Below are 20436 nucleotides of genomic sequence, written 5' to 3'. Positions count from 1 at the left end.
CCGCCCTCCTAATCTAATTTTTCGATAGCTTCAACAACTTGTTTCATTTCTTCATTCACATGCTCTTCTTCGCTGATTAGCTGTTTTAGCTTTGCAACAAGTCGCTGTCGCTCTTGAAACTTTTGAAGTAATACTAATTTCTCTTCATATTCTTCAAGCATCGCTTCAGTCCGTTTAATGTTATCATACACGGCTTGGCGACTTACATCAAATTCTTCCGCAATTTCACCAAGAGATAAATCATCTAAATAATAAAGCGACATATAACTTCTTTGTTTTTGCGTTAACAACGATTGATAAAAATCAAATAAATAATTCATTCTCGTTGTTTTTTCGAGCATGTTGGATCATCCTTTGTTAAGTGATTTCCCTTTACATGAATTAGTTTACATGGAGTATAAAAGAGTGTCAAGTTTTTTTCTTAACATGATATATTTTTTATAAAAAAGAAGCGAAAAAACCGCTTCTTTCACTTCCCCTGTTATTTGCGGGCAGTAAGACCTCCACCTTAAGATTCAAAGAGAAGCGAAGAAGATAGGTGGAGGATAACCACCCATAAATACCCGATTGGTGAGGGCTAACCATCCATAGAAAATGCCTCCACGGATGGAAGTTTCACTTTATACTTCTTCTTTTTCTACTAAGTTTGCAAATAAACCATACACATATTGTTCTGGATCAAATTGCTGTAAGTCGTCCATTTGTTCTCCAAGTCCAACAAATTTCACTGGTACGTCCATCTCATTACGAATCGCTAATACGATACCACCTTTAGCAGTCCCGTCTAATTTCGTTAGAACAATACCTGTAACATTCGTTGCTTCGCGGAATGTTTTCGCTTGACTTAAACCATTTTGACCTGTCGTTGCATCAATAACAAGCAATACTTCATGAGGAGCACCTGGAACTTCGCGTTCAATGACACGTTTCACCTTTTCTAACTCCTTCATTAAATTCACTTTATTTTGCAAGCGACCTGCTGTATCACATAGCAAGACATCTACTTTACGCGCTTTTGCAGCTTGAACAGCATCATACATAACCGCTGCCGGGTCAGAACCAGATCCTTGTTTAATAACTTCCACACCAACTCGGTCGCCCCATACTTCTAGCTGTTCGATTGCCCCTGCACGGAACGTATCCCCTGCTGCTAATAAGACAGACTTACCTTCGGATTTAAACTTATGAGCCATTTTGCCAATTGTTGTCGTTTTCCCAACACCATTAACACCCACAAATAAAATAACCGTTAATTGATCTTGTTGTATATTAAGTTCATTACTGAAGTCTTCTTCACCTTTGTAAATCCCTACTAGTTTTTCCGAAATAACAGCTTGCACTTCTCTCGGATCTTGAATATTGCGGCGTTGTACTTCTTCCTTCAACTGATCGATAAGTTCCATTACTGTTGCAACACCAACATCTGCACCAATTAAAATTTCCTCTAATTCCTCAAAGAAATCCTCATCGACTTTACGATAGCGATACACTAAATCATTTACTTTATCCGCAAATGAATTTCTCGTTTTTTCTAACCCTTGCTTAAACTTCTCTGTTACAGTATCTGTTTGTTTCGAAATCTTTTCTTTTAATTTTTTAAAGAAGCTCATTCTTCTCATCCTTCCTATTTGCTTGCAACAAGCTCTTCTCCGTCATCTAAACGAACGGAAACAAGCTTAGAAACACCTGATTCTTGCATTGTTACCCCGTACAGTACATCTGATTCTTCCATCGTACCTTTTCGATGTGTAATAACAATAAACTGCGTTTCATCACTAAACTTTTTCAAATACTGCGCAAAACGAGCTACATTCGCTTCATCAAGCGCCGCTTCAACCTCATCTAGTACACAGAACGGAACAGGTCTTACTTTTAAAATACCAAATAGCAGTGCAATTGCAGTTAAAGCACGCTCCCCGCCTGAAAGTAAACCTAAATTTTGCAGTTTCTTACCCGGTGGCTGCGCAACAATATCAATGCCTGTATTTAATAAATCTTGCGGATTTGTCATCACTAAGTCTGCTCTTCCTCCGCCAAATAGTTCACAAAAGACAGTCTGGAATTCTGTACGAATTGCCTGGAATGTAGTAGAGAAGCGTTTTTTCATCTCTTCATCCATTTCCATAATAACTTGATGCAATGTCGCTTTCGCTTCTTCTAAGTCATCTCGCTGCTCTAACAAGAACGTATGTCGTTCCGCTACGCGTTCATACTCTTCAATTGCCCCTAAGTTTACTGTTCCGAGCTCCTCGATTGATAGTTTGATTAATTTCACCTTTTTACGCGCATCTTCTGCAGGTATTATCATTGTATACTTCAGTTTTGCTGCTTCAAATGAAATCGTATACGTTTCGCGTAAATGTTGCAATCTATTTTCTAATTCAACATCAAGGCGATTGATTTTCACTTCTTGATCTTTTAAAACCTCGAGAACATATTTATGTCGTCCTTTCGTATCTTTCACTTCACGCTCTATATGTTCTACCCGTTCTTGAAGGCTCAGGCGTTGCTCACGACGGGAACTAATTAATTCCGATGTTTGATTTCGATCATGTGCTTTCTTTTCAATCATATTCGTAATTTGCTCTTCACCGCTTGAATTCGATGTCATTTCTTGCTTTAAAAATGTTAAATCTTCTTTTGTTTTTACAAGCGTTCGCTGCGTTTCCTCTTGTTCTTTCGTCAAACGATCTACTTTCTCTTTTTGATTAGACAAACGTTGCTGCTTTTCTGCTGCTTGTACTTTCAGCTCCGTCATCTCCGCCTGAACTTTTTCTTTCGAAGAATGCTGGTCACTTTTTTGCTTCGTTAAAGCAACAATTTTTTCATCAAGCTCTGTGATATCTTTTTGAAGCTCTATTAAAATTCTATCCAGCTCTTGTTTTCGCCCTTGCATTCTCACTTGATCTTGTAAAAATCCTTCTATTTCCAAATCATAAATAGATAAACGATCATTAATGCGATGCTCTTCTAGCTCAAGCTGATTAATTTCTTCTTTTAATTTTTGTTCATCTACACGCTCTTGTTCTGCATCGTGACGTAATTCTTTTATCTTAACTTCTTTTTCTTGAATTTCTTGTTTTAACGCTCTAACAAAATTTTCTAACTTAGAAGTTTTTTCTTCCATTTCAGTAAGCTTCTTGCTCCACTCTTCTAATTCACGTTGTCGCCCTAATAGAGAAGATTTCGCTTGTTTTACAGCCCCACCAGTCATAGAACCGCCAGGATTTACAACATCTCCTTCAATCGTTACAATACGGTAGCGATATTGTAATTGCTTCGCTAACTCATTCGCACCTCTTAAATCTTTTGCAACGACGACCGTTCCTAATAAATTTGAAACTATGTTTTCATATTTATTATTGTACTGCACGAGTTCTGCTGCCACACCTATAAACGCTGGATGTTGCTTTATCATACGTAACTGTTCAAATGATAACGACCTTCCCTTAATAACTGCCTGTGGTAAAAACGTCGCACGTCCATGGCGATTTTGTTTCAAAAAGGCAATTGCCTCGCGAGCATGCTCTTCTGTTTGTACAACAACGTGTTGCATTGCTGCACCAAGTGCAATCTCCATAGCAACTTCATATTCCTTCGGTACAGTAAGTAGTTCAGCGACCGCACCTTCAATGCCATGTAGTTTACTTTCACGGGCTTTTAATACTTCACGTACACCTTGATAAAATCCAGAATAGTCTTCTTGCATCTCTTCCAGCATTTCTTTTCGAGAGCGAGCTTGTTGAACAAATTGATATGCTTGATACAATTTTGTTTCATTTTCACTATATTGCACCTTGCATTTTCCAAGCGCCGCTTCTGTTTTTTGTATATTGGTAATAACGCTTGTCACTTTCTCTTTTACTTCTTCATAACTCTCTACAAATTTTTCCTTTTTAGCTGTAATTTGCATACGCATTTGTACATACTTTTCATTTTCTTCATCAAGGCGTTGATTTTTAGAATTTTGTTGTTTGAATTGTTCCTCAAGCATAGATAATTCATTACGATTACTTGCTTGTTGATTTAAAAGTTCAATATAATCTCCTTTTAAATGCTCAATTTGCTCTTCTAGGTTTTCTGCATATGTAGAAAGAAGTTTCTCATTTTCGTGTAGCTTTTGTTCTAATTCTTTTACCTGATTTGCAAATTTCATTAGTTCTTCTGTACTGGTTTCGATTTCCCCATCATAAATCTTGGCTTTTTCTGTTAACTCAATAATTAACTGTTCAAGCTGTGCGCAGTGCGTTGTTGCATTTTGCTTTCGTTCCTTTAACAATTCACGCTGCCCTTCTAATTTTTCTAACTCTTTACTAGAAAGAAGGAGAACTTCTTGCAAGGAATCTACAGATTCATCAATCGCTTGCAATTGTCCGCGTAATTCTTCGAGCTCTGCTTCATTTTTTTGTAAATGCGTTGACATTTTTACTTCTTCATCTTTATTGTGTCCAAACTGCTTTCTAATCGCTTCCCATTTTTCATGTAATTCTTCAATTTCATATACAATGAGAGCTGCTTCTACTTTTTCTAGTTCTTCTTTTTTCTCAAGATAGTCTTTCGCAATAGAAGCTTGTCTTTCAAGCGGCTCTACTTGAGTGCTTAATTCGTGAATAATATCTTGCACACGATTTAAGTTTTCTTGTGTTTCTGCTAATTTTCCTTCAGCTTTCTTTTTGCGAAGCTTATATTTTAATACGCCTGCTGCTTCTTCAAATACACCACGACGCTCTTCAGATTTACTGCTTAAAATTTCTTCTACTTTTCCTTGGCTAATAATTGAGAAAGCTTCTCGTCCCATGCCAGAATCCATAAATAAATCAACAATATCTTTTAATCGACAAGATTGTTTGTTAATAAAAAAGTCACTATCTCCTGAGCGAGAAACGCGACGCGTAACACTCACTTCATTATACTCAATAGGTAAACGCTGATCTTCATTATTTAAGGTTAATGTTACCTCTGCAACATTAACTGCTCTTCGCGTATCACTTCCCGCAAAAATAATATCCTCCATTTTTGCACCGCGTAATGATTTTGCAGATTGTTCACCAAGTACCCAGCGAATCGCGTCAGTAATATTACTCTTTCCGCTTCCATTAGGACCAACTACAGAGGTTACACCTGGAACAAAGTCAACAGATACACGCTCCGCAAAGGATTTAAATCCTACTATTTCTAATCTCTTTAAAAACACGAAAGGCCTTCCCCCTATTCTCCGTTTTTATAGTCTCTGTCTATAAAAACAAACTACTGTACGGATTCATTTTTATCTTTTCATATCCAGATAAAAATAAAGTTTCATTCTATGCATAAGGAATCCCCCTCATGTAAAGGGGGATTCCTTATGATTGTTCTTTTAACTTTTTCAACGCCTCTGAAGCAGCTTGTTGCTCTGCTTCTTTTTTCGACTTACCGCTACCAAGACCTAGAGCCACGCCATTTAATGTAACACGTGACACAAACTCTCGATTGTGAGCAGGTCCCTTTTCTTGCAAAATTTGATACTCAATATTACCGCTACCATCACGCTGAATTAATTCTTGTAGTTGACTCTTATAATCCATCACATGAGAAAAAGCACCTTCATTAATTTTTGGATATACAATTTCTTTTAAGAATTCCCAAACTGTCTCCAACCCTTGATCAAGATAAAGGGCACCAATAAACGCTTCAAAGACATCCGCTAATAAAGCTGGTCGTTCACGTCCACCTGTCATTTCTTCACCTTTTCCTAGTAAAACAAGGTTACCAAATGACAATTCATTCGCAAAGCGGACAAGAGATGGTTCACATACAACAGCTGCACGCAACTTTGTTAGCTCTCCTTCGCTCATTGTCGGATATTTTTGAAACAAATACTGTGATACAGTTAGTTCTAATACAGCGTCTCCAAGAAATTCTAGACGTTCATTGTCTTCATGTGGCTTTTTTCGATGCTCATTCACATACGATGAATGCGTAAATGCTTGAATCAATAATTTTTCGTCTGTAAACGTAATACCTATTTTTTGTTGAAACATTTTAAAAGCTTCACGATATTTTGTTTCATATTTTTTTTCTCTATATTTTCGGTACGGCATAGGTCCCTCCAGATATAAGCCGAGAAAGCCCCGCTATAAAACGGGACTTCACTCAAACATTATAGATGACTCTCTATGTAAGTCACAGCATCGCCAACAGTAGCAATTTTTTCTGCATCTTCATCAGAAATTTCCATTTCAAACTCATCTTCCAATTGCATTACAAGTTCAACTACATCTAGGGAGTCTGCACCTAAATCTTCTTTAAAGCTTGCAGCTGGTACTACTTCTGTTTCTTCTACTCCTAAACGATCCACGATAATTTTCGTTACACGCTCTAAAACATCTGCCATAATTCATTCACCTCCCCTCAAATATTATATTAAATATTTCACAAAAAAACTAGGTGAAATCGTTTCTTTTATTACATTACCATACCACCATCAACATGTAATGTTTGTCCTGTAATATATTTGCTGTGATCAGCAGCAAAAAATGTTACAGCATTCGCAATATCTTGCGCTTCTCCAAACTTAGCAGCAGGGATTAATTTTAACATTTCCTCTTTTACGTTTTCGCCTAATACATCTGTCATATCAGTAGCAATAAATCCTGGAGCAATTGCATTTACTGTTATATTTCGGCTAGCCAATTCTTTTGCGGAAGTCTTTGTCAATCCGATTACCCCAGCTTTTGCTGCAACGTAATTTGCTTGACCAGGATTCCCTGTAACACCGACAACAGAAGCAATATTAATAATACGGCCATGACGCTGACGCATCATGTAGCGAGATACTGCTTTCGTACATAAGAATACACCTTTTAAGTTTGTATCAATAACTGTATCCCATTCTTCTTCTTTCATACGCATTAATAAATTATCTCTTGTTACCCCTGCATTATTCACAAGAATATCAACTCGTCCAAATGTATCCACAGTGTGTTTTACCAGGTTTGTAACTTCTTCAACATTAGCAACGTCTGCTCTCACTGCGATTGCTTCTGATCCAAGTTTTTTTATTTCATCAACTACTTCATTTGCTTTTTGCTCATTACCAGCATAGTTTACTACAACTGTTGCCCCTTGCTTCGCTAAATCAATTGCAATTGCGCGGCCAATTCCACGTGATGCACCTGTTACTAATGCAACTTTCCCTTTTAACATCCGCTTTCTCCTCTCAAACTTGAAATGGTATCTTTCAATGTCTCTTCATCATATATCGCATATACCTTTGCAGATGGAGCAATTGATTTCATAAGACCAGCAAGAACTTTCCCAGGACCAATTTCAATAAATGTATCTACACCTTGTTCTACCATCTGTTCAATAGATGGGTACCATAAAACAGGTGAATAGAGCTGTTCAATTAGCTTTTCTTGAATATCTTCACTGCGATTAACGCAATTGGCCGTAACGTTTGCAACAACTGGAATGTTTGCATCTTGAATTGTAATTTCATTTAAAACATTTTGAAACTTCTCAGCTGCTGGTTTCATTAATGAAGAATGAAACGGACCGCTCACACGAAGCGGAATTGCTCGTTTCGCACCATTTTCTTTCACTTTTTGAGAAGCGAGTTCTACTCCTCGTTTCGTTCCAGAGATAACGATTTGCTTCGTACTATTCATATTAGCAATTTGCACAGCATGCCCTTCACTCGTTACTTCTTCTGTAACTTGTTTCAGAACATCTGGATTTGCCCCTAAAATAGCGGCCATGGCACCTTCTCCGCTCGGCACAGCTTCTTCCATATATTCACCACGTTTTCTCACAGCGTAAACAGCATCTTCAAATGTTAATGCTCCCGCTGCAACAAGCGCGCTATACTCACCTAAGCTATGGCCAGCAACATAATCAGGCGTAATATCATATTGTTTCAAAGCTGTTAAGATTGCAATACTTGTCGTCAATAGTGCTGGTTGCGCATTTGTCGTTAATGTTAGCTTCTCCTGAGGTCCTTCAAAAATTAATGATGAAAGAGACTCCTGTAAAACTTCATCCGCTTTTTGAAATATTTTTGCAACCTCTTTATTATTCCCTGCTAATTGCTGTCCCATTCCAACCGCCTGTGAACCTTGGCCCGGAAAAAGAAATGCTAGTTTTCCCATTTCAAATCCTCCTCTTATTGAAGCGGCTCTTTCTCCATTACACTTGAAATTGTAGGAATGACTTCTTTCGCTACCATTTCTCTCGTTTGACGAATCGCACTAAAAATCGATTGATCATTAGAAGATCCGTGAGCCTTAATGACAGGAGCTTTTAATCCAAACAATGCTGCTCCGCCATACTCCGAATAATCCATTTTATCTTTTAATACCATCAGCTTCGGTTTTAATACTGCCGCTGCTAATTTACTTGTGAACGAACTCATTAATTGTTCTTTTAACATAGAAAATAATGCTAGTGCAGTTCCTTCCAATGATTTTAATGCTACGTTTCCAGTAAAACCATCGCATACAACTACATCTGCCACACCTTGTAATAGGTCTCTTGACTCAACGTTTCCAACAAAATTAATTGGCGCATCTTTTAGCATAGCGAATGCTTGTTTTGAAAGTTCGTTTCCTTTGCCATCTTCTGTCCCGACATTCAAAAGACCAACACGCGGATTGTTAATTCCTCTTACTTTCTCAGCGTAAATAGAACCCATTACCGCATATTGATATAAATGAATTGGCTTCGCGTCAACATTTGCTCCAACGTCTAACATAACAAAACCTTTCCCATCAATTGTTGGCATTGTAGGAGATAACGCTGGACGTTCAATCCCTTCCATACGTCCTACCACAAACAATCCAGCTGCCATTAAAGCCCCTGTGTTACCTGCTGATATACAAGCATTAGCTATACCTTCTTTTACTTGCTGCGCTGCAAGTACCATTGAAGCTTGCTTTTTCCGTCGAACAGCTCTTACTGGTTCATCTGTCCCTTCAATCTTTTCATCTGTATGAAGTACAGTAATACGCTCTTCGCTTGTTAAATACTGACGAATCTCCTCTTCTTTTCCTACCAAAGTAATATGTAAATCTGAAAATTCCTTAATAGCTTTCATTGCTCCTAATACAGCTGCTTTTGGAGCGTGATCGCCACCCATTGCATCTATTGCGATTTTCATAAATTGTTACCTTCCTCACTATAATTACTAGATCGATACATTTCAAAAGTGCCTGTAAAAACAAGTTCTTCGCCAACAAAGCTATGCACTTTGACAACCGTCCGTCCTTTATCATTCTCCACATCTTCAACGCGTGCTTTCGCAACAACACGTTCTCCTAATTTTACAGGACGAATATATCGAATGGTAGACTTTGCAGTTAAAGCTAATTCTTCATCAATAACTGCAACAGCTAGTGAGTTCGCTTGAGCAAACAAATGGTGCCCACGCGCAATTTGATTTCTTTTAAATACATGCTCCATCTTCACTTCAAAAATAGAAATTGCATGTCTATCTAATTCTATATCAATAATTTCTCCAACTACCTCTTCTAACGGTAAAGATTTTACATCTTCTTCATGCTGTTTCGTTGCCACATGTTTAATTCGCTCTCTTAACTCAGGAATCGATAATTCCATTCGATCAAGGCGAACCGTTTGGATACTTACTTGAAACTGCTCTGCTAACTCTTCGTCCGTTATGAACGGATTCGTTTCTATTGTTTGTTGTAATAATACTTGTCTTTCTTTCTTACTTTTTCTTTTTTTCATACCGCACCATCCGTTTTTATGACTAGGTACTAACAGTAGTATATAATCATTAAAAGTAGAATGCAACAAAAAAATTTGCACATTCCATTTTTAATCGAGCTTTTCTCCTTGAAACACACCTGCTCCTTCAAGATATACGCGTAATGCAGCATACTGCTCGTTGTGCCAAAACGCTTCAGAATCAACCAGCATGGCCGCATCTTGTCTCGCCGTTTCCAACGCTCGATAATCATGTACCATATCAGCTACCTTAAACTCTGGTAGACCACTTTGTTTACTTCCAAAGAAATCTCCAGGACCACGTAACTCTAAATCTTTTTCCGACAATACAAATCCATCATTTGTTTCCGTCATAATGCGCATGCGTTCTTTCCCAGTTTCCGATTTCGGATCTGCGATTAACAAACAATACGACTGCTCACTCCCACGGCCAACACGACCTCGAAGCTGATGCAATTGCGATAAACCAAAGCGCTCCGCATCATAAATTACCATAACCGTTGCATTTGGCACGTTGACACCAACCTCAACTACAGTTGTTGAAACAAGAATTTGCACTTTATTTTCACTAAATCTCTCCATTACATCTTCTTTTTCTTGAGAGGATAAACGTCCGTGCATTAATCCAACCTGAAACTTTCCTTGATAGTGATGCATCAGCATACTATGCAAATCAATTGCATTTTGCACATCAAGCTTCTCAGATTCTTCAATAAGCGGACAAATTACATAAGCTTGTCTCCCCTTATTCACTTCCTTTTCCACGAAGCCAAGGACACGTTCTAACATATCATGTTTTGCCCAATACGTTTCAATCACTTTACGCCCAGCAGGCATTTCATCAATAATAGAAACATCCATCTCTCCAAAAGCAGTAATCGCCAATGTACGAGGAATCGGTGTTGCTGTCATAAACAACACATCTGGACTTTCACCTTTCTCTCGTAAAACGCGGCGCTGCGCTACACCAAAACGGTGCTGTTCGTCAGTAATAACAAGTCCAAGTCTATGGAAAATGACCTCATCCTGAATTAAAGCATGTGTCCCAACAAGAATATCTATTTCTCCTTGTTCAAGTTTCGCTAAAACTTCACGACGACGTGCGCCCTTAACTGAACTCGTTAACAATTCCACATTCATATTAAAATGCGAGAACGTCTCTGCTAGCGATTGATAATGTTGTTCAGCTAAAATTTCTGTAGGGACCATTAACGCACCTTGATAATGTGCAAGTTTCGCTGCATAAAGAGCAATTGCAGCTACGACTGTTTTTCCTGATCCAACATCCCCTTGTAATAACCGATTCATCCGGTACGGAGACTGCATATCTTTTATAATCTCAGAAACAACGCGACACTGTGCGCCAGTAAGCGGGAACGGAAGTGCATCAGTGAACTCTTCTAATTCTTTCATTGAAATATCTTTTTTCGTCCCCTTCGAACTCTCTCTTTCCATTTTACGCAACGCTTGCATTTTGAGCTGGAATAAGAAAAATTCTTCATATACAAATCGGCGACGTGCCTGTTTTAAATCTTCTTGACCAACTGGAAAATGGAGCGCTCGAAGCGCTTCATAACGCGGTAATAATTTATAACGCCCTAACAAACCATCTGGCAACATTTCTTCTATAGAGGAACCATACTCTTTTAAAGCTTGTGCAATAAAACGTCGCATTTGTTTTACTGTTAATTTTCCTTTTACTGAATACACAGGTTCCACTTCTTGCTGACGTACGACTGGACCAAAGTGAAGCTCGGATATAGAAATCGTTTGACGATGCTGATCCCATTTACCAGTAATCGTCACCGTTTCATCAAGCTTTAATTTTTGCTTATAATACGGTCTATTAAAACATACAGCCGTAATTAAATAACGGCCAACAAGTACGCGAACAGTAAGACGCGATTTCTTTTTCCCGTAATATTGTAATAAAGGAGCACTATGCACCTTTCCTTCCACTGTTACACGCTCTTCATGTTTCACTTCTGCCAAATCTTTCATCGCGTAGTCTTCATAACGGTACGGAAAATGCTCTAATAGATGGGAAACTGTATAAATCCCCATCTCATGTAATAATTCAGATGTCTCTTCCCCGATTCCTTTTACATCCGTAACAGGAACTTGCACAACTTCATTCAAGATTTTCACGCTCCGTCACATCATTTTCTTATTTTTACTCGCGTATATACTTCATGCATATATGGATATACAATTCCATATAACTTACATATTTACTATCCTAACTTGTAATCGTTCTCTTCTGCCTTTTCTATTCTATCATAGGCATTCTCAAGGAAACTACCCTTATACATTATCAGCCATATATAATGACCCTTTCCTTCCATTAACCTAAATACCTACTTGATTAAACTTTGCGAAATCTTTTATCAAATTATGTATATTCCGAAGAAAGATATGCGATAAAAAAGAGCCTTACTATAGCAGCAAGGCTCTTTTTTATCGTCATTATGCTAGCCTTTTGAAAAAGAACCACTGACGATAGATTGTCGCTAGTTCTTGCTCATTAGCAAGTAAAACCATTCATCTCTATGCAAAAAAGAGATTCCCTTTATTCTACAGAGAATATGAAAGAATATACAGGTTGATTTCCTTGGTGAACTTCTACCTCTACATCTTCAAACTTCTCTTCTACAAATGCAACTAGCTCTGCAACTTCTTCATCTGTTGCATCTTCACCTTGCAAGATCGTTACAATCTCAGAATCTTCATCAATCATGCTTTCTAGCAATTGCTTCGCTGCATCTACTTTTTTAGAATTTGTAGATACAATTTTCCCATCTGCAATACACATGAAATCATTTTTTTGAATCGCTACACCGTCAATTTCCGTATCACGAACTGCATACGTAATTTGACCTGTTTTCACATGTGCTAGTGCTTCTTGCATGTTCTCTTCGTTTTCTTCTAACGTTCCAACTGGATTAAATGCTAACATCGCAGCCATTCCTTGAGGAACAGTTTTTGAACGAACAACAATCACTTCTTGATCAACAACAGATGCCGCTTGCTCTGCTGCCATCACAATATTCCCGTTATTCGGTAATATAATGATTTTTTCAGCATTTGCTTCTTCGATTGCCTTTACGATATCCTCTGTACTTGGATTCATCGTTTGACCACCTTCGATAACTTGTGTTGCCCCAATGCTCTCGAATAGGTTTTTAATACCCGATCCCATCGCTACAGTTACAATACCGTATGGTTGCTTTTCTTTTACTGGAATTACTTTTTCCGGCATCGGTGCTGGCTCATCTAATAAAGCAGTATGCTGTTCACGCATATTTTCTACTTTAATTTTAATCAAACTACCATAACGTTGACCGTAGTTCATCGCATCACCAGGATGTTCTGCATGAATATGAACTTTTACAACTTCATCATCCGAGACAACAAGCAATGAATCTCCATATACACTAATATCTTCACGGAATTTCTGCTCAGAGAAATTATGTTCTTTCATTTTTTCAGACTCTAATTTCACCATAAATTCCGTACAATATCCGTATTTAATATCTTCTGTACTCAATTGGCTTTGTACACTACGGTGATGCTCCGCACGCACCATTTCATTCATAGATGGTTGTGCTGGTACATCAGAAGAAATTGTTTCTCCTTTTAAATCAGCTAAAAAGCCTTCGTATACAACAACAAGACCTTTACCACCGCTATCTACAACGCCAACTTGTTTTAATACAGGTAATAAATCTGGCGTACGATTTAACGATGCATTTGCTTCTTTGACAACGTCTTCCATAAACAAAACAAAGTCGCGCTGTTTTTTCGCAACTGTGACTGCATATTTCCCCGTTTCTCTTGCAACTGTTAAAATCGTTCCTTCAATCGGCTTCATAACCGCTTTATACGCCGTTTCTACACCAGCTTCTAAAGCTGCCGCAAAATCAACTGTTGTTAATTCTTCTTTTTGTTCAATGGATTTAGAGAAACCACGGAACAACTGAGATAAAATAACACCTGAGTTACCACGAGCTCCCATTAATAATCCTTTTGCTAAACTTACGCCGACTTTACCAGCATGCTGCGAAGGGTTTGCTTTCACTTCACGCGCGCCTGAAGTCATTGATAAATTCATATTTGTACCGGTATCGCCATCTGGAACTGGAAAAACGTTTAATGCATCAACAAGCTGAACATTGTTTGTTAGGTTATTCGCTCCTTGAATAATCATTTGTGATAAACGTTTCCCATCAATTTTTTGAATTGACACAGATTTTCCTCCTTAATGCACATTACAAGTTTATTACTTTAACTCCTTGTACGTAGATGTTTACAGATTCTACTGCTAGTCCTACCGTTTGGTCTAATGTATATTTCACTTTCGTTTGGACGTTGTGTGCTACCTCTGAAATTTTCGTACCATAGCTCACAATAATATACATATCAATATGTACTTCATCTTCGTCTTTACGAACAATAACGCCTCTAGTGAAGTTTTCTTTTCGTAAAATTTCTGTTAATCCATCTTTTAATTGATTTTTTGAAGCCATACCAACGATACCGTAGCAATCTACCGCGGCACCTCCAGCAATCGTTGCAATTACATCTGTACTAATATCAATTTGACCGTACTTCGTTTTAATTTCAATTGACATCTCTTTTCCCCCTTCATAAATGGTGAAAGTGAGCTAGACTACTTTAATTACTATCATATAATCTTTTAAAAGAAAATTCCATCGTTCTTTCTTTTCGCTCTCATATTTTTATACTTATTATTACACTTTTCTACGATGAGCAAAATAGTCCATTGTTATTATACAACATGTACCACTATAATATGTCAAGTGATTTTTCTTGATTTCTACTTTTCTTTACTGAAATTTAGTGTCAAGTAATTTTTCTTGATTTCTTTTTTATACACTGTTGCATTCTCTATTTAGTTGTGTTAAATTATAGTAGTGTTTTTAGCATCGCATAAAAGACTAACATTGAAAAAATTACGTATGTTAAGGTAGTTAAGGGAGGGAAATATAGATGGCTCGTGTTTGTGCTATTACTGGAAGAAAAGCTCGTTCTGGTAACTCTCGTTCTCACGCAATGAACGCTACAAAACGTAAATGGGGCGCTAACCTTCAAAAAGTTCGCGTACGCATCGACGGTAAAGTTCAACGTGTTTACGTTTCTGCTAGAGCATTAAAATCTGGCAAAATCGAACGTGTTTAATAATAAAAAAAAGAGCCAATAGGCTCTTTTTTTATTATCCTCATGAAAAAAGCACCATTAATGGTGCTTTTTTAGTCCTTTTTAAAGGTATTTAACACCGCGCGAACAATTCCACCAAGAAATTTAGGTAACTTAATTGTATAAAATCTCATGGTTTCCCTCCTAATCCCCATTACTCCACTTGTTTACTATATGATGCAAGTAGCAAAAGTGTTTCTTCAATCAGTGCTTCTTATCACCATTAATATGCCAGAAGTAAATGAAAAAGTACCTTTTTCCGCAATGAGTTCATTACTAACACAAAGCGTCGATCCCCATTCTATCGTTTTATCAGTAAGAGGATATTTAAAGCCACGAAGTGTAATACCTTTTACAATTTCCGTAACAGGCACAAAGGATACGTATGGAAATTGTTTATTTTCTTCAATTATATATGTGCCTACTTTTTTTACAGAGATTTCATTTTTATTGTCAACGATATACATTTCAGTATATGCTTCCAGCCCTTTTAAAAGCATTTGTATGTTCGCTAACCCATGATCAAGCCTTCCGCCTGTAGCACCAAAAATGCGAATCAAATCCGGCTTTTGCTCCAGTGCCCAATGAATTGCAATTTCTAAATCCGTTTGATCTTTTTCACGCGGAACAATATGTAACTCATCTGTCTGTTTTTGCATCCACGCTAATTCTTCATCTGTAACTGAGTCATAATCACCAAATGCAACAGTAGGTATGATTCCTCTTTGCAACAAACGATATACACCACGATCAACCGCAGTCCATACTACTTCCTCATTTTCATACCGAAAGAAATCAGCACAGTACTCCGCCGGTCCTCCAGCTAAAATATGAATAATCATCTTTTCTTTCCCTTCTATAGAAAAAAGCAATCTGCCAGTCGGTAGATTGCTTTTTTCACATTAGCCCGTTCTAACAGGTCTTAAAAGTTTTCTTATCTATATTCCTTATCCACGAATTACTCGAATTGCTTCACCGCGGTCTTTTTGATTGTACACTGCTGATCCTGCTACAAGAACATTTGCTCCAGCTTCTACACAAAGTCTCGCAATCTCAGCATTCACACCACCATCAACTTCGATTTCTACTTGTAAATTACGCTCTTTGACCATTTCTGCAACTTGTTTAATTTTCGGTAATACAGAGTGAATAAACTTCTGCCCACCAAATCCTGGATTTACTGTCATAAGTAATACCATATCAATATCTTCCAATACGTGTTCAATCATTGAAACTGGTGTATGTGGGTTTAATACAACTCCAGCTTTGATACCATGTGATTTAATTAATTGAATCGTACGATGTAAATGCGGGCACGCCTCTACATGAACAGTAATAATATCCGCTCCAGCTTTTGCAAAAGTAGGGATATAGTTATCCGGGTTTTCAATCATTAAGTGTACATCTAATGGTAAAGATGTAATTGGACGAATCGCTTCTACAATTAACGGACCAATTGTAATGTTCGGAACAAAATGCCCATCCATTACGTCAACATGGATATAATCCGCTCCGCCCTTTTCTACATCTTTAATTTCTTCCCCTAGTTTGGAAAAATCTGCTGATAAAATCGATGGTGCAATTTTAATCATAATTAATACCTCGGCTTTCTCTCTCTAATTTCTTCTACAAATTGTTTGTAATGTTCATAACGATATTGTGTAATTTTCCCTTCTTCAATCGCAGCTTTTACTGCACATTTCGGTTCTGAAAGGTGTGTACACCCTCTAAATTTACAGTATTGACTCTCTTCTTTCAACTCTGGAAAACAATGCGTAAGATCTTCTACTTCGATATCAATAAAATCAAGAGAGCTAAAACCTGGTGTATCTGCAACCAGACCGCTTCCTACTGCAATTAATTCTACATGCCTTGTCGTATGCTTCCCTCGCCCTAAATGCGATGAAATATCATCTGTTTTTAGCGCTAAATCTGGGCGTAATACATTTAACATGGAAGATTTCCCTACACCAGATTGCCCCGCAACAACTGAGACACAGCCTTCTAAGAATGGTTTTAAAATATCAATACTTTCCGATGTATTTATAGAAGTAAATAACACATCATATCCCATTTCACGATAATCATTTGCATAAGATTCAACAGTTTCTCGCATTTTTTCATCTACTAAATCCATTTTACTAATACAAATAATTGGTTTAATGTTATGATATTCAATTAATACTAAAAATCGATCTAATAACCCTGGGTTAAAATCTGGTTCAACTGCTGAGAAAACAAGGATTGCTTGATCAACATTGGCAATTGGCGGCCTAACAAGTTCATTTTTCCGCTCAAAAATCTCTAAAACATAGCCTTCATTCGGATTCTCCGCTTGAAAAACTACTTGATCTCCTACAAGTGGTGTAATTTTATTTTTTCTGAATACACCACGACCACGGCATTGTGTAATGCCACCTTCATGCTGTACATAATAAAAACCACTTAAAGCTTTTACAATTTTTCCTTCTGCCATATAATTCTCCTTTATTCTATATAAAGTGAAATTGTTATCAGCCTCTCCATACAGTTATCCCTTCCTTAAAATATTGAGACGGGGTACTGCCAGCGAATACTAGGATAAAACTGACTATTTATTAGTTCAGATTCTCCTTTATTTCCACTTCACTTTTATGGCTGTCCTTCTATTTCAAAACGTAATTTCTTACCCTTCTACGTTAACAGCATAACAGGCAAGAGCAACAAATTCCACTCTCCATACAAAGAAGGTGGAATCCACCAAATGGAGACACACCTTTACTAGGCTGGATATGGCACTTCTTTATCAATAATTGTCGTCCCATCTCGAACAATTTTGTAATGGCCTTTTGTTCCTTCTTGAATCACAAATTCCAAAGAAATAGTAGCAGATTCTGTTATTTTTCGCGTTTCAATCGGCTTATCCATTTTCTGCTGCATATCTTCTTTATAAATTTCAATTGTTTGTGGCTTTTTCTCACCTTCTGCAGGAGGCTCATATGGAATCGAAATGTTATCAACCTTTACTGTTTTCGTTACTTTAGGCTTTGGCCCATCTGAGATAGTAACCGTTACTTTATCTCCTTCTTTTAACGGCGTTCCTGGTTTTGGTGATTGTGAAATTACCAAACCTTTCTCAACTGTATCTGAATACTCTCTTTTTATATTAGGGACAAGTTTATTTTCATTTAAATAGCTATTCACATAATTTTCAGTCCATCCCGAAAAATCACCAGGTCTAATTTGATAAGGACCCTTACTTACCCAAACTTTCACATCTTGCTCAGCTTCTACAACCATTTGGTCTTCTGTCGGAATTTGCTCTACAATTTGCCCTTTTGGTTTCTCACTTTCAATATAGTACGGAACAACAATTTTATATTTTTCTTCCAAGTCTTTCTTCGAGCTTTCAAAATCTTTTCCGATTAGGTTACTCATCTTGCTCTTCTTTTTCCCTCCTGATTGATAGATTGTAATTTTAGAGTTTTCCTTTACAACCCTTCCTGCTGCCGGACTTGTTTTAATTACTTTCCCAGCTTCAACATCATCTGTATAAACAATGTTCGGTTCAGCAACTTCAAATCCTTTCTCAACAAGAGTGTTAACCGCAGTCTCATACTTCATACCAGACACATCAGGAGTTTTTACGTCTTTAGGAATAAAGAATCCTGGAATCACAGTCAGCGCTAACGTTGTGCCGATTGCTAAAAGTAAAAATGTTGTAAGTAACACTTTCAGCCATTTGTTACTTCGCTTTTTTTTCTCGTTCGGTTTCACTTCTTCATCTTTTATCTGTTCATCCACTTTACTTCCATTCAATACAATTGTTTCATCGCTTACATTTCCAAATAATTGTTCTTGTTGAATAATTGGAATTGCCTTCGTCGCTTCCATATCTTCAGGTATATAAAATGGTTGTTCGTTAATACGTTCTGGATATAGCGCCGTTTCAATATCTCTCTTCATCGCATTAGCAGACTGATAGCGATGAAATGGATCTTTTGCAGTTGCTTTTAAAATAATATTTTCTACACTTTGCGGAATATCTGGATTCCAGCGTTTTGGAGATGGTGTTTCATTCTGTAAATGTTTTAAAGCGATCGCAACCGCAGACTCTCCTGAGAAAGGTTGTCGCCCTGTTAGCAATTCAAACATAACAATACCAAGCGAATAAATATCCGATTGTTTATTCGCTATCCCTCCGCGTGCTTGCTCTGGTGACAAGTAATGGACCGAACCAAGCACTGAGTTCGTATGCGTTATCGCCGTTGCACTTGTAGCAGTCGCAATCCCAAAGTCTGTCACCTTCACGACTCCATCCTTCCGAATTAAGATGTTATGTGGCTTTATATCTCGATGGACAATTTCAAAATGATGCGCATGTGCCATTGCAGATGTTAACTGCTCCATAATATCAAGAGCTTCTCCTATCGGTAACATTCCACGCTGAGTTATGTATTGCTTTAGTGTTTGTCCAGGTACATATTCCATAACAAGATAATAAATTCCATCTTCTTCTCCAACATCATACATATTCACAATATTTGGATGCGACAACGTTGTAACAGATTGCGCTTCTCGATGGAAACGTTTAATAAACTCATCATTATTTGCATAATCGAGTCTTAATATTTTTACCGCTACATCTCGGCCTAGTATATCATCATGAGCCAAATATACATTGGCCATCCCTCCGCCACCGATCATTTTCAGTAGCTTATAACGGTCGTTTAGGCGTTTTCCAATCAGCACGTTGTAATTCACCTACTTTCGTTTGCCGAATCCGCATAATCAACAATGACAAGGGTAATATTATCTTCTCCACCACGATCATTCGCAAGTTGAACAAGATGTTCTCCCTTTATCTCGAGTTGTTCGTTTAATTGCAAAATCTTTCGCATATCATCCATAGCAACTTTATTTGATAATCCGTCAGAGCAAAGAAGCAGTTGATCATTTTCTTCTAACACTAATGTTTTAGCATCTAATCCAACTTTTTCTTCTGTTCCAAGCGCTCGTAAAAGCACATTCTTTTTTGGATGATACTCTGCATCCTCTTTTGAAATCTCACCATATCTGACAAGTTCATTTACAAGTGAATGGTCTTCAGTTATAAGTGAAATCTCATCATCTGATAACATGTAACATCGACTATCTCCTATGTGTCCAATTGTTACAAATCCCGCTGTACAAATCGCAACAATAACAGTAGTTCCCATACCACTACACTCTGTATGTTTCTTCGAGTATTCGTATACCCTCTCGTTAATCATCTCAACGTTTGTATGTAGCCATTCTTCGGCCTTTTTTGGTGTATCCATATTATACGTTTGTTTCCAATAATCATGGAATAGTTGAATGGCCATCGAGCTAGCAACATCGCCTGCTCGATGACCTCCCATTCCATCAGCTACAACAGCTAAAATATCTCCATCTAAATTATGAAAAACTCCTGCACTATCTTCATTATGTTGACGAACTTTCCCTTTATCCGATAGAAACACGGCTTTCATC

The 20436-nt window shown here is 37.6% G+C and carries 19 protein-coding genes; 1 reads left to right on the top strand and 18 read right to left on the bottom strand.

The window, feature by feature from the left end; translation table 11 throughout:
* Window positions 1-8 precede the first annotated feature (8 nt).
* From ACM6HU_RS09370 to ACM6HU_RS09315, 12 genes are all read right to left on the bottom strand, one after another.
* Window positions 9-341 carry a putative DNA-binding protein gene (locus tag ACM6HU_RS09370; protein WP_000891062.1) on the bottom strand — a complete coding sequence of 111 codons (333 nt, stop codon included), beginning with the start codon at window positions 339-341 and terminating at the stop codon, window positions 9-11.
* A gap of 279 nt (window positions 342-620) precedes the next feature.
* Window positions 621-1610: a signal recognition particle-docking protein FtsY gene (ftsY, locus tag ACM6HU_RS09365; RefSeq protein WP_016115972.1), complete on the bottom strand. Its 990-nt coding sequence runs from the start codon at window positions 1608-1610 to the stop codon at window positions 621-623.
* 14 nt (window positions 1611-1624) lie between these two features.
* Complete coding sequence (gene smc, locus ACM6HU_RS09360; protein ID WP_016115973.1) at window positions 1625-5194, bottom strand: chromosome segregation protein SMC; 3570 nt, start codon at window positions 5192-5194, stop codon at window positions 1625-1627.
* Between the two features lie 148 nt (window positions 5195-5342).
* Window positions 5343-6080, bottom strand: coding sequence for a ribonuclease III (rncS, locus tag ACM6HU_RS09355; RefSeq protein ID WP_003199450.1), 738 nt, complete (start codon window positions 6078-6080; stop codon window positions 5343-5345).
* A 59-nt stretch (window positions 6081-6139) separates the two neighbouring features.
* Entirely contained in the window at window positions 6140-6373 is a 234-nt protein-coding gene (gene acpP / locus ACM6HU_RS09350; RefSeq protein WP_000786062.1) for an acyl carrier protein, read from the bottom strand.
* A gap of 71 nt (window positions 6374-6444) precedes the next feature.
* A complete protein-coding gene (gene fabG, locus ACM6HU_RS09345; RefSeq protein ID WP_016115974.1) occupies window positions 6445-7185 on the bottom strand; it encodes a 3-oxoacyl-[acyl-carrier-protein] reductase in 741 nt (246 codons plus the stop codon).
* Window positions 7179-8129 carry an ACP S-malonyltransferase gene (gene fabD, locus ACM6HU_RS09340; RefSeq protein ID WP_016115975.1) on the bottom strand — a complete coding sequence of 317 codons (951 nt, stop codon included), beginning with the start codon at window positions 8127-8129 and terminating at the stop codon, window positions 7179-7181. Before fabD ends, fabG begins: the two co-directional genes overlap by 7 nt.
* 14 nt (window positions 8130-8143) lie before the next feature.
* The gene (gene plsX, locus ACM6HU_RS09335) at window positions 8144-9136 is read right to left on the bottom strand and encodes a phosphate acyltransferase PlsX (RefSeq protein ID WP_016115976.1); all 993 of its coding nucleotides are present in this window, start codon (window positions 9134-9136) and stop codon (window positions 8144-8146) included.
* Window positions 9133-9726, bottom strand: coding sequence for a transcription factor FapR (gene fapR / locus ACM6HU_RS09330; RefSeq protein ID WP_003199443.1), 594 nt, complete (start codon window positions 9724-9726; stop codon window positions 9133-9135). Before fapR ends, plsX begins: the two co-directional genes overlap by 4 nt.
* A gap of 90 nt (window positions 9727-9816) precedes the next feature.
* Window positions 9817-11865 (bottom strand): ATP-dependent DNA helicase RecG, encoded by a 2049-nt coding sequence (gene recG / locus ACM6HU_RS09325; RefSeq protein WP_016133225.1) that lies wholly within the window; start codon window positions 11863-11865, stop codon window positions 9817-9819.
* 430 nt (window positions 11866-12295) lie between these two features.
* Entirely contained in the window at window positions 12296-13972 is a 1677-nt protein-coding gene (locus ACM6HU_RS09320) for a DAK2 domain-containing protein (RefSeq protein WP_016115979.1), read from the bottom strand.
* Between the two features lie 22 nt (window positions 13973-13994).
* Complete coding sequence (locus tag ACM6HU_RS09315; protein WP_016115980.1) at window positions 13995-14357, bottom strand: Asp23/Gls24 family envelope stress response protein; 363 nt, start codon at window positions 14355-14357, stop codon at window positions 13995-13997.
* 379 nt (window positions 14358-14736) lie between these two features.
* Between ACM6HU_RS09315 and rpmB the strand changes: the two genes are divergently transcribed.
* Window positions 14737-14925 carry a 50S ribosomal protein L28 gene (rpmB, locus tag ACM6HU_RS09310; protein ID WP_000124776.1) on the top strand — a complete coding sequence of 63 codons (189 nt, stop codon included), beginning with the start codon at window positions 14737-14739 and terminating at the stop codon, window positions 14923-14925.
* Between the two features lie 71 nt (window positions 14926-14996).
* On the opposite strand, the gene spoVM is transcribed toward rpmB, so the two are convergent.
* From spoVM to ACM6HU_RS09280, 6 genes are all read right to left on the bottom strand, one after another.
* Complete coding sequence (gene spoVM, locus ACM6HU_RS09305) at window positions 14997-15077, bottom strand: stage V sporulation protein SpoVM (RefSeq protein ID WP_001213600.1); 81 nt, start codon at window positions 15075-15077, stop codon at window positions 14997-14999.
* A gap of 66 nt (window positions 15078-15143) precedes the next feature.
* On the bottom strand, window positions 15144-15785 hold the full coding sequence (locus tag ACM6HU_RS09300) for a thiamine diphosphokinase (RefSeq protein WP_414848118.1): 642 nt from the start codon (window positions 15783-15785) through the stop codon (window positions 15144-15146).
* A 105-nt stretch (window positions 15786-15890) separates the two neighbouring features.
* Entirely contained in the window at window positions 15891-16535 is a 645-nt protein-coding gene (rpe, locus tag ACM6HU_RS09295; RefSeq protein WP_016115982.1) for a ribulose-phosphate 3-epimerase, read from the bottom strand.
* Between the two features lie 2 nt (window positions 16536-16537).
* A complete protein-coding gene (gene rsgA, locus ACM6HU_RS09290; RefSeq protein ID WP_016115983.1) occupies window positions 16538-17419 on the bottom strand; it encodes a ribosome small subunit-dependent GTPase A in 882 nt (293 codons plus the stop codon).
* Window positions 17420-17703: 284 nt separating this feature from the next.
* On the bottom strand, window positions 17704-19674 hold the full coding sequence (gene pknB, locus ACM6HU_RS09285; RefSeq protein WP_016115984.1) for a Stk1 family PASTA domain-containing Ser/Thr kinase: 1971 nt from the start codon (window positions 19672-19674) through the stop codon (window positions 17704-17706).
* Between the two features lie 8 nt (window positions 19675-19682).
* On the bottom strand, window positions 19683-20435 hold the full coding sequence (locus ACM6HU_RS09280) for a Stp1/IreP family PP2C-type Ser/Thr phosphatase (RefSeq protein ID WP_016115985.1): 753 nt from the start codon (window positions 20433-20435) through the stop codon (window positions 19683-19685).
* Window position 20436 lies beyond the last annotated feature (1 nt).

The organism is Bacillus sp. IT-79MI2 (assembly GCF_949768135.1).
Taxonomy (GTDB): domain Bacteria; phylum Bacillota; class Bacilli; order Bacillales; family Bacillaceae_G; genus Bacillus_A; species Bacillus_A pseudomycoides.
The sequence above is the reverse complement of the archived record's forward strand: the minus strand, read 5'-3'. Positions and strand labels throughout refer to the sequence as shown.

Excerpts from the sequence above, each read along its gene's own strand:
- ACM6HU_RS09315 (WP_016115980.1), bottom strand. The coding sequence starts at position 14,357 with ATGTCAATTGAAATTAAAACGAAGTACGGTCAAATTGATATTAGTACA.
- rpe (WP_016115982.1), bottom strand. The coding sequence starts at position 16,535 with ATGATTAAAATTGCACCATCGATTTTATCAGCAGATTTTTCCAAACTA.
- fapR (WP_003199443.1), bottom strand. The coding sequence starts at position 9,726 with ATGAAAAAAAGAAAAAGTAAGAAAGAAAGACAAGTATTATTACAACAA.
- fabD (WP_016115975.1), bottom strand. The coding sequence starts at position 8,129 with ATGGGAAAACTAGCATTTCTTTTTCCGGGCCAAGGTTCACAGGCGGTT.
- ACM6HU_RS09370 (WP_000891062.1), bottom strand. The coding sequence starts at position 341 with ATGCTCGAAAAAACAACGAGAATGAATTATTTATTTGATTTTTATCAA.
- rsgA (WP_016115983.1), bottom strand. The coding sequence starts at position 17,419 with ATGGCAGAAGGAAAAATTGTAAAAGCTTTAAGTGGTTTTTATTATGTA.
- ACM6HU_RS09300 (WP_414848118.1), bottom strand. The coding sequence starts at position 15,785 with ATGATTATTCATATTTTAGCTGGAGGACCGGCGGAGTACTGTGCTGAT.
- ftsY (WP_016115972.1), bottom strand. The coding sequence starts at position 1,610 with ATGAGCTTCTTTAAAAAATTAAAAGAAAAGATTTCGAAACAAACAGAT.
- spoVM (WP_001213600.1), bottom strand. The coding sequence starts at position 15,077 with ATGAGATTTTATACAATTAAGTTACCTAAATTTCTTGGTGGAATTGTT.
- fabG (WP_016115974.1), bottom strand. The coding sequence starts at position 7,185 with ATGTTAAAAGGGAAAGTTGCATTAGTAACAGGTGCATCACGTGGAATT.
- acpP (WP_000786062.1), bottom strand. The coding sequence starts at position 6,373 with ATGGCAGATGTTTTAGAGCGTGTAACGAAAATTATCGTGGATCGTTTA.
- rncS (WP_003199450.1), bottom strand. The coding sequence starts at position 6,080 with ATGCCGTACCGAAAATATAGAGAAAAAAAATATGAAACAAAATATCGT.
- plsX (WP_016115976.1), bottom strand. The coding sequence starts at position 9,136 with ATGAAAATCGCAATAGATGCAATGGGTGGCGATCACGCTCCAAAAGCA.
- rpmB (WP_000124776.1), top strand. The coding sequence starts at position 14,737 with ATGGCTCGTGTTTGTGCTATTACTGGAAGAAAAGCTCGTTCTGGTAAC.
- ACM6HU_RS09280 (WP_016115985.1), bottom strand. The coding sequence starts at position 20,435 with ATGAAAGCCGTGTTTCTATCGGATAAAGGGAAAGTTCGTCAACATAAT.